This is a genomic window from Parvibaculum sp. (genome assembly GCF_049651025.1).
Lineage (GTDB): Bacteria > Pseudomonadota > Alphaproteobacteria > Parvibaculales > Parvibaculaceae > Parvibaculum.
In genome coordinates, this window is sequence record NZ_JBASBH010000084.1 from 1 (window position 1) to 14,151 (window position 14,151).

At 57.9% G+C, this 14,151-nt stretch carries 8 protein-coding genes; 6 read left to right on the plus strand and 2 right to left on the minus strand.

The features are described from left to right. The 6 genes from WA943_RS11505 to WA943_RS11530 all read left to right on the plus strand — a co-directional run. The coding region (locus WA943_RS11505) for an alpha-2-macroglobulin family protein (RefSeq protein ID WP_424470020.1) at positions 1-3,296 on the plus strand (3,296 nt) is incomplete at its 5' end. A gap of 1 nt (position 3,297) precedes the next feature. Next, on the plus strand, positions 3,298-5,517 hold the full coding sequence (locus WA943_RS11510) for a transglycosylase domain-containing protein (protein ID WP_424470021.1): 2,220 nt from the start codon (positions 3,298-3,300) through the stop codon (positions 5,515-5,517). Positions 5,518-5,615: 98 nt separating this feature from the next. Beyond that, entirely contained in the window at positions 5,616-6,533 is a 918-nt protein-coding gene (locus tag WA943_RS11515; protein ID WP_424470022.1) for a hypothetical protein, read from the plus strand. 147 nt (positions 6,534-6,680) lie between these two features. After that, a complete protein-coding gene (locus WA943_RS11520) occupies positions 6,681-7,403 on the plus strand; it encodes an FkbM family methyltransferase (RefSeq protein WP_424470023.1) in 723 nt (240 codons plus the stop codon). A gap of 44 nt (positions 7,404-7,447) precedes the next feature. Next, positions 7,448-8,158 (plus strand): hypothetical protein, encoded by a 711-nt coding sequence (locus WA943_RS11525; protein WP_424470024.1) that lies wholly within the window; start codon positions 7,448-7,450, stop codon positions 8,156-8,158. Positions 8,159-8,319: 161 nt separating this feature from the next. Then, a complete protein-coding gene (locus WA943_RS11530; RefSeq protein ID WP_424470025.1) occupies positions 8,320-9,906 on the plus strand; it encodes a PQQ-dependent sugar dehydrogenase in 1,587 nt (528 codons plus the stop codon). Between the two features lie 32 nt (positions 9,907-9,938). Here the strand turns inward: WA943_RS11530 and WA943_RS11535 are convergent, their stop codons facing one another. Continuing rightward, positions 9,939-11,801 carry an acetyl-CoA hydrolase/transferase C-terminal domain-containing protein gene (locus WA943_RS11535; protein WP_424470026.1) on the minus strand — a complete coding sequence of 621 codons (1,863 nt, stop codon included), beginning with the start codon at positions 11,799-11,801 and terminating at the stop codon, positions 9,939-9,941. Between the two features lie 36 nt (positions 11,802-11,837). Further along, positions 11,838-14,111, minus strand: coding sequence for an acyl-CoA dehydrogenase (locus WA943_RS11540; RefSeq protein ID WP_424470027.1), 2,274 nt, complete (start codon positions 14,109-14,111; stop codon positions 11,838-11,840). Positions 14,112-14,151: the final 40 nt, after the last annotated feature.

The window sequence follows — 14,151 nt, forward strand, 5'->3', positions numbered from 1 at the left end:
AGAACATTGCTAACTCGGTCAATGCCACATATGCGGCGACCGATCGCTTTGTCGGCTTGAAGCCGACCGCCTGGCTCTTTCAGGCAAAGAAGCAGGCGAGCTACAACTATATTGTCGTCGATCCCGAGGGCATGCCGGTGAAGGACACGGCGGCTGACCTGAAGATCGAACGCAAGCTTGTCACGGCTGCTCGCGTGAAGTCCGCGGGTAACGCCTATCAGACCGTCTACAACACCACCTGGGAGGCGGCAGGCACCTGCAAGGGAACGCCGGAAGCCTTGCCCGCAACCTGCGATTTCACGCCCGCCGATGCGGGTGAATATCGCATCACCGCGACGGTGAAGGGGCACAATGGCAAGGAGCACGTCTCATCCAGCGAATTCTGGGTGACAGGCAGCGATGTCGTGCTGTGGGACAGCGAGCCTGACACGGCGCTGCAAATGTTCCCCGAAAAGCCTTCCTATAAGGTCGGAGATACGGCGCGCTACCTCATCAAGAATCCCTATCCGAATGCCAAGGCGCTTATCACCATCGAGCGTTACGGCGTCATAGATCGCTTCGTGCAGACCTTTACAAGCTCGACGCCTATCGTCGAGTTTCCGGTGAAGCCGAACTACGCGCCCGGCTTCTACGTCTCGGTCGTGCTCATCAGCCCGCGCATCGACAAGCCGGTTGATGCGAATGTCGTCGACCTCGGCAAGCCCGCATTCCGCATGGGTTATATCTCCGTGCCTGTCACCGACCCCTATAACGAAATGGTCGTGACGGCGACGACAGCGCGCCCGGAATATCGCCCCGGCGAAACAGTGAAGGTCAATCTCCGCGCTGCGCCACGACATGCGGGCGAGGACCAGCCGGTCGAACTTGCTGTCGCCGTTCTAGATCAGGCCGTTTTTGATCTGGTCACAGGGGGCAAGGCCTATTTCGATCCATATCGCGGGCTCTATCGCCTCGATAATCTGGATGTGCGCAATTACAACCTGCTGCTGAAGCTTGTCGGGCGCCAGAAATTTGAAAAGAAGGGCGCAAATCCCGGTGGCGATGGCGGTGCCGACTTCAAGTTCCGCGACGATTCCAAATATATCGCTTATTGGAACCCTTCGCTGCGTGCCGATGCGAATGGCAATGCAGCATTCGAATTTCCTGCACCGGACAATCTCACAGGCTGGCGCATTCTCGCCCTTGCGGCGACGCCGACGGATAAGGTTGGTCTCGGCGAAGGTGGCTTCAAGGTCAATCGCGCAACCGAGATCCGGCCTGTCATGCCGAACCAGGTCATGGAGGGCGATAAATTTACGGCTGGTTTCAGCGTGATGAACCGCACCGACAAGAAGCGGCATATCACGGTCGAAATGAAGGTCGAGGGGAATATTGCCGACGCCGAGAAGAGCGGCAGCCTCAAGAAAGAAATCGACCTCGATCCCTATCAGCGCATGACTGTCTTCATGCCATTGACGGCGGCCAGCGTCGCTGCAATGCGTGAACAGACGCAAGGCATGATCGGATTCAAGGTCATTGCCGGAGACGCATCGGATAAGGATGCCTATGCCTACAAGCTCCCCGTTCACAAACGCATCGACCTCGTAACGGCAACGGCCTATGGCACCACCGACGCGGCAGACGTGGAAACGCCCATCGCCTTTCCGAAGGACATACGTACCGATGCCGGCAGCCTCTCCGTCATTCTGAGCCCGACAGTCGTCACTGATGTTGCAGGCGCTTTCCGCTACATTGCGGCCTATCCCTTCCTCTGTTGGGAGCAACGGCTGACCAAGAGTGTGATGGCCGCAAACTTCGCGTCATTGCGCAAATATCTACCCGAAAGCCTGACATGGGAGGAGGCGCCCGCGACGATCACCGACGCGATGCGAAGCGCCGCCGAATTCCAGGCGCCGAATGGCGGCATGGCTTACTGGGTCGCGGCGAATGAGCGCGTCGATCCTTATCTCTCGGCCTATACGGCGCTGGCTTTCACCTGGCTGCATGATCGCGGTTCGGAAGTGCCCGCGCCCGTCGACGAAAAGCTCCATGCCTATCTGCAGGAGTTTCTGCGCAAAGACAGCGCGCCGTCCTATTACACCGAGGATATGACGGCGTCCGTTCGTGCGGTCGCGCTGGCGGCACTTGGTCGACAGGGCCGTGTCACGCTTCGAGACATTGAGCGTCTGCGTCCGCGCTTCAGAACCATGGGTCTTTTCGGCAATGCCATGCTTCTTCAGGCGGCCCTGTCGCTGAAGGATGAAAGCGGCGCGAAGCTCTCTCGAGAAATCGTGAATATGATCCTCGCCCATTCAAACCAGACATCCGGCAAGTTCCTTTTCAGCGAGGAACAGGGCGAAGGCTTCCAGCGCATTCTCTCGACGCCGCTCCGCGACAATTGCGCGATCCTGTCGAGCTTCGTCGCTTATGGCCGCGTGCCGGAACAGAAGCAATATGTCGAGCAGATGGCCTTCAAGCTTGTCCGCGCGATTTCTCAGAACCAGCGTAGCGAAGGCTATTGGGGCAATACGCAGGAGAATATGTTCTGCGCCAATGCCCTTGCCGAATATGCAAGCGCCTATGAGGCGGAGTCACCCGCTCTCCACGTAACGGCGGCGCTTGATGGCGCCGAAATTGGCGTGGCCGATCTGCAAGGCGTCGGCGCTGCGCCAGTGACACTGGAGCGGCCCATTGCCGAGAACGATCCCGGTCGCAAAGCCACGCTGACGCTGAAGCGCGAAGGGGAGGGGCGTCTCTACTATGCGACGCGCCTTGCCTATGCCCCCACTGATGCGGCATCTCAACCGGTCAATAGCGGTATCGAAGTGCGGCGCGAATATAGCGTCGAGCGAGATGGCAAATGGGTTCTCCTCGGCGAACCTGCACAGATCAGTCGCGGCGAGCTTGTTCGCGTCGATCTCTATCTCTCGCTACCTTCCGCACGAAACTTCGTCGTCGTCAGCGATCCTGTGCCGGGTGGGCTTGAGCCTGTCAATCGCGACCTCGCCACCAGCTCGGTCGTCGACGCCTCGAAGGCGGACTTCACGCCGCCGGAGGGAAGCGAATGGTATAAGAACAAGGATTGGGTCGAATACGCCGCCGGTCTTTGGGGCTTCTATCATCAGGAGCTGCGCGACGATCGCGCGCTGTTCTTCTCGGATTATCTGGACGCTGGCAACTATCACCTGACTTACGTCGCGCAGGCGATTGCGACAGGTGATTTCGCGCGCCGCGCCCTGAAGGCGGAAGAAATGTACGACCCGGACGTCTTCGGCCTCAGCATGCCGGGCAGGCTCGTGGTGCAGGACAAGCCGTGACATGAACTGGCTCAGATGGAGCATTGCGCGCTTCGACTGGTCGCCCCGCCGTCCACGGCATTGGCCGTGGACGCATTGGGCTGCGTTGGCATGCTTCGGCCTTGTCGCGAGCATCTCGGTCGCCACCTGGGCAAGCCTTGCCGATGACGCGACGCTCAATCTGAAGCCGCACGCAACGGCCGCGCGCATTCTGCTTGACCGTCAGGGCCGTCCGCTGGCCGAGGATTTCAGCGGCTGGAATGTGCAGGACCGCGTCCCGCTTTATCGCGTTCCGGTCCAGTTGCAGCAGGCGGTGCTTACGGCCGAAGATCGGCGTTTCTACAAACATCGCGGCGTCGATTGGACTGCGCGCGGCCATGCGATCTGGCAAGGCCTGCGCGCCGGCCGAAATGTACGCGGCGCAAGCACGATCACCGAGCAGGTTGTGCGCATGCTGGTGCCGCGTCCGCGCACCATCTGGTCGAAATGGCTTGAGGGTTTCGACGCCCGGCGACTGGAAGCCCGTGCGACCAAGTCGGACATATTCGAGTTTTATCTTAATCAGGTTCCCTATGCTGCCAATCGGCGCGGCGTGTCGCAGGCCGCACGCTACTATTTCAATCGCGATCTCGACACGCTTGACGGTCGCGAAATGCTGACGCTGGCCGTTCTTCCGCGCGCGCCTTCAGGCCTTGACCCCTACCGCAGCGGCACGAAGATACTCGATCGACGGAGCCTTCATCTCGCCAACGAAATGCGTCACGCTGGACTTCTCTCTGGCGACGATTGGCAACACATCGTCGAAACGCCGCTTGGGCTTGAGCCCGCGCCGCGACGCTCGGCTATCGGGCATTTTCGCTCCTATGTCGAACGCCAGCTTGCCTCAACTCCGCATCGCGCAGGCGGCGAGACCGTTTATACCACGATAGACAGCGGCCTCATGGAGTTCACGCAAGGCCTGATCGACCAGCGTCTGGCCGCACTCGCCAATCGCCGCGTTCGTAATGGGGCAGTGCTGGTCGTAGATCATCGCACAGGCGAGATACTGACATGGGTGGTCGCGGGCACGGATACAGCCGTGGCAACCCCCGGTCGCTACCTCGATGCGGTGCTCGCTCCTCGCCAGCCCGGCTCGGCCCTGAAGCCGTTTCTCTATGCAGCTGCCTTCGATGCTGGCTGGTCGCCCGGCGTGCATATCGAAGACGCACCGCTTTCCGAAGCGGTCGGCACCGGCCTTCATCGCTTCAACAATTACAGCCGCCAATTCTATGGCGATGTGACAGTGCGGCAAGCACTCGGCAACTCGCTCAACATTCCGGCGATCCACGCCGTCAACTTCGTCGGCCCGGATAAATATCTCGATCTCTTGCACGAGCTTGGTTTCGCGAACCTGACAAAGCCCGCAGGTTTTTATGGCGACGGGCTGGCGCTTGGAAACGGCGAAGTGTCGCTGCTCGAGCTCGTGCGCGGGTTCACGGCTCTGGCAAATGAAGGGCGCTACACACCGCTGCGCGCCGTTGCCGCCCAAACGAAACAGAAGATTGACGGCACGCAGGTCCTGAGCCGCGAGGCGGCAACGATGGTTGCTAATATTCTCTCCGACCCATGGGCACGCGTCATGGAGTTTGGCCGCTACTCGACGCTCAATCTGCCGGTTCAGACAGCGGTGAAAACCGGAACATCCACGGACTACCGGGACGCCTGGGCGGTCGGTTTCGACAGTCGCTACGCAGTCGGGATCTGGATGGGCAACCTCGATCAAAGTCCGACCGATGGGATAACGGGATCGACCGGCCCCGGCCTCGTCTTGCGCGGCCTCTTTGCCTATCTGAACCGCGACCAGAACACCGGCAAACTCGCCTTGAGCGCAGGTCTCGATTTCAAAGATAACTGCGCCTTCGCCGACGGCGCCTGCGCTCAGGTCTTCGACTATCGGACCAGCGTTTCCTACAAGCATCCTGTGCTCGATGTGCCCGGACCTTTCATTCAAAGCCCGACGCCCAATCTGCGCCTCGCCTACGATCCGCGTCTGCCCGCCGACCGGCAGCTTTTCCGTTTCGAACTCGGCGGGGTGGCACCCAACGAGCCCGTGAAATGGCTCATCAATGGCGACGAGATCGGCCAAACGTCAGGTGGCTCACTTATGTGGAGCGTCAGGCGCGGCTCTTACACCCTTACGGCACTTGTCGAAACGGCAGACGGCGAAAAGACGCTCGGACCCGTCGCCTTTTCCGTTCGGTAGAAATGGACAAGCCGTCATGCTAGAAAAGCGATCAGACATCACCCATTTTGCATCGTGATCGCTTGTCGCCCAATCGCATTCTGAACCGGCTAAATTCGTTGCTTAAGAAAACCCCGCGAAGCATTCAGCTCGCGGGGAAAGTTGCGACCGGCGCCATAAACTCGAAAATTGGAGTCACCTGTCGCGGCAAGACCGATGGCGGGGGCGCGCAGGTCTTGGCGGTAATGTCCGCGCTCGCATTTGCGAAAGACACAGGTCTTACCTATTTCCATACACCCTTTTCCTCAGTCGCGCATGCGGAGGACGATCCCGCCGATTGGACGAACCGTTGGGAATCTTTTTTCAGTCTGGGCGCCGGCGAGCGCACAATCGGCGCTGATGATAAGCGTTGCGTCGAAGTATCGGCATTTCTCAAGCATAAAAATCTTTATACGGATCAAGACGCTATCGTCGCCGCGCAACATTTTCTCGACTACACTGACCGCAATCCCGATGCCTTTTTAGACGTGGTGGCAGAGTTACGACGCAAATACTGGTTGCAGCCCAAGGAACATATCTCCCTTCACAAATCGAAGAACGGGTTGACGGTGAGTGTGCACGTCCGGCGTGGAGACGTATCGGCTACGCATCCCATGCACGCCAATCGCTTTACCGGCGACGATCTGGTGATGCGTACCATCAGCGACATTCAACGTGTTGCCCTGGAGGCTGGAAGGCAGATCAAAGTGAACGTTTACTCGCAAGGAGCGCGTTCATCTTTCGGTCTGTATGCTGATGCTGGATGCGAATTGTATTTGAACGAGGATGTCTTCGAGACTTATCACAATATGGTTTGTGCGGATATTCTGGTCATGGCAAAGAGCGCCCTCAGCTATAGCGCGGGTCTCTTGGGTGGCGGCATAAAAGTATATGACCCCTTCTGGCATCCGCCGATGAAAGACTGGATAGTCCGGGACCCGGCCGGCGGTATCGATGGCGAAAGCTTGCGCAGGTCTCTAGGTTCGTTACGCGTGTAATGCGGCATGAAAATCAGGCGCAAGGCAAAGGCACTCTGAGCCCGATATTTTCTCCGGCAAAAGGCCTTCTTAACGAGCCCGGTTATGCTGTAACACTGGGTACTGAGCTAAAGTTAAAGAATCAGAAGCCGTTAGGGGCGTCTCTATATGTCGACAAGCTTCAAGAAAAAGCTGGCTTGGCTGCTGGGCTACGATCTCAATCGAATCAACAAGAGTGGAAGCAGCATCGCGCTGACGTTCAGTTTGTTGGGGGCGAGCCGAGCAAACCGCATTCTCGATGTCGGCGCTAATAATGGGCAGTTCGCAAGCGACGTCCTGACGCGGGATGCGAAGCGACACATTGTTTCCTTTGAACCTCTCTCCGAACCTTTCCGGATATTGAACGACACCTGCGGCAAGTATCCAAACTGGCGTGCGGCTCCTCGCATGGCTATTGGAGAAGAGAACGGGACCGTCGCTGTCAACATTTCCGGCTATTCGGGTTCCTCTTCGATCCTGCCAATTTTGCGTGCGCATACGGATGCTTTTCCAGATAGCGCCTATGTCAGTGTTGAGGACGTGCCGATTCAACGTCTGGATGAAGCCGCAAAACCATTCATTCAAGATGATGATCGTCTCTACGTGAAAATAGATACCCAGGGCTTTGAGCGTCAGGTCTTCAGGGGCATGACGGGCATTCTGGATCGTGTTGTCGCATTGCAGGTAGAGCTGTCTCTGGTGCAGCTCTACGAGGGTGAGGCGCTGGCCAACGAAATGACGACGGAAATATTGGCACAAGGTTTCAAATTATTTGGCTACTGCAATGGATTTCGCGATCCGGCGACCAAAGCATTGCTTCAGGCCGATGGGTTCTTTATTCGCCCAAACTGATTAGTGATCTTTATTGAGCGGGCGTGCGCCCGACGAGGAATTCGATGCGGAAACTTCTCAATAGCATAGCGCGTGTGATACCGGCCTCTTGGGCGGGGCGTCTGGACCACTGGTCGAACCATCGCAAGTTCTTCTATCCCTATGGCGGACCGATGAATGGTCAGACCGCGCGGCTGGAAATCGTTCGCGAGCTGATTGAAAGGTGCGGGGTCGAGCGGATTGTCGAAACTGGAACATTCCGGGGCACGACAACGGAATGGTTCGCCACATTCAATATTCCTGTTCTGTCATTTGAAGTTGTGCCGCGGTTTGCCGCTTTTTCGCGCGCGCGTCTGAAGAAGTCTCCTCACGTTCGCATCGAGATCGAAAACTCCGTTGATGGCTTGAAAAAAATAGATGGCCCGGTGTCGGAGCGGAGCCTCTTTTATCTGGACGCGCATTGGTATGACTATCTGCCGCTGAAGGATGAATATGTGCTCATTCGAGAAAAATTCCGTCGTCCCATCATTGTGGTCGATGATTTCAAGGTGCCGTCGGATTCCGGTTACACCTATGATGATTACGGGCCGGGCATGGCCCTCACGCTCGAATATTTGAGTGCGGCATTCGACAAGAAGCCTTCGGTTTTCTTTCCCAAAGTGTCCGCAAAATGGGAGACAGGCTTACGTCGTGGTTGCGTAGTAATAACGACCGACGACGATCTTGCCGCTCTAATCGACAGCAATGTGCCGCTCCTCGAAAGATGGCTGGGATAAGTGTTTCCGCTAGCTGCGAAGGGGATGCCCGCGTCTGGTAGGAATGAGGCTTCTGCGAGGGTGATGAGAAGCTGATGGCCACGTGGCAACGAGTGCGGAATCTCGCTTCGGCATTCTCCGCCTTACTTGGAAGATGCTTGGGCGGGCGTACGCGGAGCATCTTGCTTCTTATTGGCGTTCTTGTGACTGCATTCGCATATGGCGCTGCATCGGATCGATACAAGTTTTTTCCATACTATGAGCTTCGGCCCCTGTTTTCATTCGTTGAAAATCGCGTTGGCTTTCAATCGAGTGAAATCCGGGCGGTCTCGCGTCTGGGATATCGAACTGAAAAAGCTCTCTCGACTTCGCTCCTGCCGCTGAGAGCTGAAACGTTCAATTTGACGACGAATGTGAAGATGAGCCCGACGGCCGGGGCAATCTGTCAGATTGGAAACGGCGTCCTAATCCTTGATCGCTTGGGGCAACCATTCAGATTCGATTTGGCGAACAAGACCATCGACAGGGTCGATTGGCCGCTGCTTCCAACTGACTACGACGAGTTTCTCAAATCGCCGATGGCGGCGGCCAAGAGCAATTTTCGCGTACACGACCTTTTTTGCGTGAAGCGGGAGAGCACCTATCGCGTGTTTGTCGCTCATGAGTTCTTCGACACGAAAGCGGGAAAAACCCGCCTGATCGTTTCGGACCTGCATGTGGATGAAGGATTGAAGCCGCTCGACAAGAATTGGGGAACAGTTTTCACCTCGACCACTCTTCCGGGCACTTCCTACGCCGCTAATGGCGCGGGCGGGCGCATGGCTTCCGATGGCAAGAACGGCCTTTATCTGACCATCGGTGATTACAATCTGGATGGCGTACTTAACCCCGGCAAGGAAGCGCAGAACCCGACGGGAGATTTGGGATCGATATTTCGTATCGACCTAAAATCCGGGATTCGAAGAAATATCTCTCTGGGGCATAGAAATCCGCAAGGTCTGGTCGTTCTTCGCAGCGGTGAGATACTGTCGACGGAACAAGGGCCAAAGGGCGGCGACGAACTCAACAGGATCATCGAGGGCAAAAACTACGGCTGGCCTTTCGTTACTTACGGCACAGACTACGGCAGCTACTCCTGGCCGCTTTCGAAAAATCAGGGACGTCACGAAGGGTATGAAAAGCCGATCTTCGCATGGGTTCCGTCGATAGCGGCAGGAAAACTCATCGAGGTGAGGGACTTCAACGACCGATGGAACGGTGATCTGCTGGTCGCATCGTTGAAGGCCGGAACGCTCTTCCGGCTGAGATATGAGGACGGCGCCGTCAAATATAGTGAGCCGATATGGTTCGGGCCACGCATCCGGGACGTGATCGAACTCAGCGAAAACCGGATCGCGCTGTGGACGGATCAATCTCAGCTTATAATTCTGTCGATCGATCAGGCCGAGTTGAATCAGAACAAGCGAGCAATGGCGCCTGTCATAGAGCCGGGTTCAATCAACTGCATGGCATGCCATCATGTGGGCGTGACGAACGAGACGGACGCCGCGCCATCATTGTCAGGAATTTTGAATCGTAAGGTCGCGTCCGACAGCTATGCGAATTATTCGGACGCGCTGAAAAATCTTGGCGGGAAATGGGCGGAGGATAGGCTGCGGGCATTTCTGCTCAATCCGAACGAATATGCGCCGGGAACGAGCATGGTCATTGGCGATTTGTCGAAATCGCAGGTTGAAAAGGCCATCACCTATTTAAGAAATCTGGACTAGCCCGCTTGGGACGGCGCGGGCGATAAGGAGTTCTATTGTTGGGGCCTCGCCCGTAACAAGGCTCCACGTAGCAACGCGGCTTGAGCGCGTGCGCCGAGGCTGGTGGGCTGATCGAGGCCCATGCGAGCAAGGCAATCTTTGTCCGCCTCACTATGTGTCGAATTTCTCAAGCCTCTAACAAACAGTATCGCCAGTTGCGTCGGCGATTTGCTCGCGGCCTGAAGTATTTGAAGGGCCGGCATCAGCCGTTGTTCGATCTCGGTAAAATCGGTGCCGAAGGGGAAGGGCGGAATGAGATTGGCGTCGCGCAACGGCGCAAGCGCCGCAGTGACATGCGCAGGCGTGTTCTTCCGGAAAATGGCAGGGATCTCGAATTCTTTTTCAATCTTGCCGGATTTCTTGGCCTCGGCAAGCAGTGCGTCCTGGAAGCGTGCGTCTGTGACGCCAAGCATCTCGACGATCGTGTCGCGGTCGGTCTTGCCACGAAGGTCCGCCACGCCATATTCAGTGACGATAATGTCGCGCAAGTGGCGAGGTATCGTCGTATAGCCGTAGTTCCAGCGAATATTGGACAGTGTCTTGCCGCCGCTCTCGCGCGTCGAGCGCAGCGTGATGATGGATCGTGCATCGTCCAGAGCGAAGGCTTGCGCGATGAAGTTGTATTGGCCGCCCACGCCGCTGACGACGCGTCCATCCTCCAGCCCGTCTGATATGACGGAGCCAAGCAAGGTGGCCATCATCGTGCTATTGACGAAGCGGGCGCCCACGCGGTGTCGGCGCTTCCGCTTTTCGTCACCATATAATTCGTTGACGAATGAAATCGGCGACATGTGGATTTTAGCAAGATCGGCAACAGGCATCTCTCGCAGCGCTTTGTAGAAAGCTCTCGGGCCGAGGAAAAAACCTGCATGCAGGACGATGCCGTCGACCTCGCGTTTAAGAACGCCCGCATTGATGAGATCGAGAAACGAGTCGACAAGCATCTCGCTCGCGCCGTAAAGGCCGATACCGAAAGGCGCGCTGTGCCGGAAGTCTGCATCGGATGTTCGAGATAAACGCGATGTGGCCGCGCGATAAGCATCGTTTTCGCGATGGCGCAGAATGAGGCCCTTGGCGACCGCGTCGCCCATCGAGCCGATGCCTATTTGCAGCGTGCCGCCATCGGGCACAATTCCCGCAACGTGAAGTCCGATGGCATAGTCCGTGAGGCCGATCGGCTCCTTGGGCGGTCCGAAGAGTGGAAAATCGTAGCCATCGAGAATATGGGCGAAAGCGGAAGAGGGCAGCACAGCTTCGCCGGGCATGGGCGGAAGTTCGCTATTCACCTCGCCGACGAACATGAAGTCCGCTTTCCCCTCTGCGCGCGCTTTCAGAAGATCGAGCGTGATGTCCGTATTGCAGCTCACATTGAAGTGTTCGCCATCGTCGCGCGCGACGAGCTGCGCCACGACATTGACCTTCCGGTCCAATATGTAGCGCAGCGCATGGGTGTAGTTGGCTGCAATATAGCTTTGCTGCATAAGCGGGCTGCCGAGCCATCGGCCCGCCAGTAGAAAGAATTCATTGACCTCGATGTTCGCAGGCATCCTTCCTGCGCGTATGGCCTGCGCATAGGCGAGAGGCGGGTAGCCACCGAACAACCTGTCGACGATCGGCCCCATGAACCGGCGCTCCATGTCGCCGGACGGGCGTGGTGCTTCCAGCGTCAGGGCCGTGAATATTTTGAGACTGATCGACGGGTCTGCTGCAGCGCGAGCGAAAAGCGCATTGGCTATATTGTTGGCCTTGCCCAGACCGAGCGGCAAGGCGAGCACGATCTCTTTGCCGACCTGATCGATGATGACATCAACAAGCGCATCGACGTCGCGATGCGTGACGGGTTGTCCGACGCTCATCGGATTGCCGTGCGAAAGCGGAGATAAGGCGCGCCATCAGAGTGCCCCACCGCGCGAACTGCGCAAAGGTGCTTGCAAGGTACGTGGATCGGTTTTGTCATTGAACTTTGGTGACAACTCTTCAGGGGCAAAATCATCGACCTCGACAACGCTTGCAATTGCTTTGGCGGCATTGGCAAGCAGGATGGATTCTCTTTCCGTTATAATGCCTTGCTTGAGCGCTACCTGCCAGTCGTCGATATCGGCTTTATGCAGCCTGGCTTGAACGTCCTGCGCCTCCGTCACGAGGACAAATGCACGCTCGAGCCTCGCCAGGCCATCGTCACCCAGACCGTGAAATATCCCCGCCGTCAGCCGGTCTCGAGCGGCGGATGGTGCGAGCAAGATACCGGCGCAGGCCTGAGTGGTCTTGTCCGCGGGTCCATGACGGCGCGGGCCATAGGGCAGCGTGAAGAGGCGCAGCAGCCAGGCGGCCGGTCGATTGGGGAAATTGGCGATCGTCTCGTCAAGGCGCGCCTCGATCGTCGCAAAGCCCGCTTCCATGCACCATTGAACGAGGGCCAGGTCCTCTGTGTGGCGGCCTTCGTCTTCCCAGCGCTTGAGGACAGCCGAGAGGAGGTAAAGCTCGGACAAAATGTCGCCAAGACGCGCCGAAAGCATCTCCTTGCGTTTCAGATCGCCGCCGAGCGAGAGCAGCGCAATATCGGACGCAAATGCAAAGGCAGCGGAATAGCGCCCGAGTTGCCGGTAATAGGGCGTCGTTGCACCGGCATCGGGCGCTGGTGAAAAACTCCCGCCGGTCAATGCGCGACCCCAGGCCCGGAACGCCGTTGTCAGTGCGTGGCCGACATGGCTCCAGAAGGCCTGATCGAATTCCTGAAGGCCGCGCGCCTTGTCCTCGTCCCCGAGCGCAAGCATCTCCTTCAGAAGATAGGGGTGACTACGAATGGCGCCCTGCCCGAAGATGATGAGGCTGCGCGTCAGAATATTGGCGCCCTCGACAGTTATGCCCACCGGCAGCGAGCGGTAGAGGCTGCCCATATAGTTGAGGGGCCCGTCGATGACGGCTTTGCCCGCGTGAATATCCATCGCGTCATTGACGACGATGCGCATTCGCTCGGTCGACTGCGATTTCATGATGGCGGAAATGACGGAAGGCTTGTGGCCTTGATCGAGCCCGGCGCAAGTCAGGCGTCGCGCGGCATCGAGCATATAGGCAGTGCCGGCGATGCGGCCGAGCCGCTCTTCGATGCCCTCGAATTTGCCGATGGGAATGCCGAACTGGCTGCGCACGCGCGCATATGCGCCGCTTGTATGCGCGCTGAAGGCAGCCCCTGCCGCCGAAAGGGAGGGCAGGGAAATGCCGCGGCCTGCCGCCAGCGCACTCATAAGCATTTTCCAGCCCTGGCCGACGCGTTCCGCACCGCCGATGATTGCATCCATCGGCACGAATACATCCGTGCCGCGATTGGGGCCGTTCTGAAAGACCTGCATCGACGGCAAGTGACGCCGCCCGATCTCGACGCCCGGCATGTTGGTCGGCACGAGGGCAACCGTGATGCCGATTTCTTCCTGATCGCCGAGCAGGTGGTCTGGGTCGTAAAGCTTGAATGCGAGGCCGAGAACGGTGGCGACAGGGCCAAGCGTGATATAGCGCTTGTGCCAGTTGAGGCGTATGCCCAGCGTTTGCTGGCCCTGATATTGCTCGCGGCAGACGACGCCATTGTCGATCATTGATGCAGCGTCTGATCCGGCTTCTGGGCTCGTCAATCCGAAGCAGGGGATTTCACGCCCGTCGGCCAGACGCGGCAGCCAGTAATTGCGTTGTTCATCGGTGCCGAATTGCATCAGCAATTCGCCGGGTCCCAGAGAATTCGGCACCATCGCCGTCACGGCGGCGGAGATGGAACGTGTCGAAATCTTGCGAATGACTTCCGAATGGGCGAAGGCGGAAAAGCCCAAGCCGCCATATTCCTTCGGAATGATCATGCCGAAGAATCTCTGTGTCTTGAGAAAGGCCCAGACTTCCGGCGGAAGGTCGCGCAGCTCCCAATTGATCTTCCAGTCGTCCAGCATCGCGCAGAGCTGATCGACCGGCCCGTCGAGAAACGCCTGCTCTTCGGCGGTCAGACGGGCAGGCGGCGTATCGAGGAGCTTTTGCCAGTCCGGATTGCCGGTGAAGAGATCGGCGTCCCACCACACATCGCCCGCTTCGATGGCCTCGCGTTCCGTCGCGGACATGGCAGGCAAGACACCGCGCGCCCAATGAAAGATCGGGCGGCTCAGGACATTTTTACGAAATTGGGACATGACGGTCGCGCTCCTCTGCTCAATGGGTTTAACGCATGAG

Coding starts and splice junctions, on each gene's coding strand:
- WA943_RS11510 (WP_424470021.1), top strand. CDS start 3,298: ATGAACTGGCTCAGATGGAGCATTGCGCGCTTCGACTGGTCGCCCCGC.
- WA943_RS11520 (WP_424470023.1), top strand. CDS start 6,681: ATGTCGACAAGCTTCAAGAAAAAGCTGGCTTGGCTGCTGGGCTACGAT.
- WA943_RS11525 (WP_424470024.1), top strand. CDS start 7,448: ATGCGGAAACTTCTCAATAGCATAGCGCGTGTGATACCGGCCTCTTGG.
- WA943_RS11535 (WP_424470026.1), bottom strand. CDS start 11,801: ATGAGCGTCGGACAACCCGTCACGCATCGCGACGTCGATGCGCTTGTT.
- WA943_RS11540 (WP_424470027.1), bottom strand. CDS start 14,111: ATGTCCCAATTTCGTAAAAATGTCCTGAGCCGCCCGATCTTTCATTGG.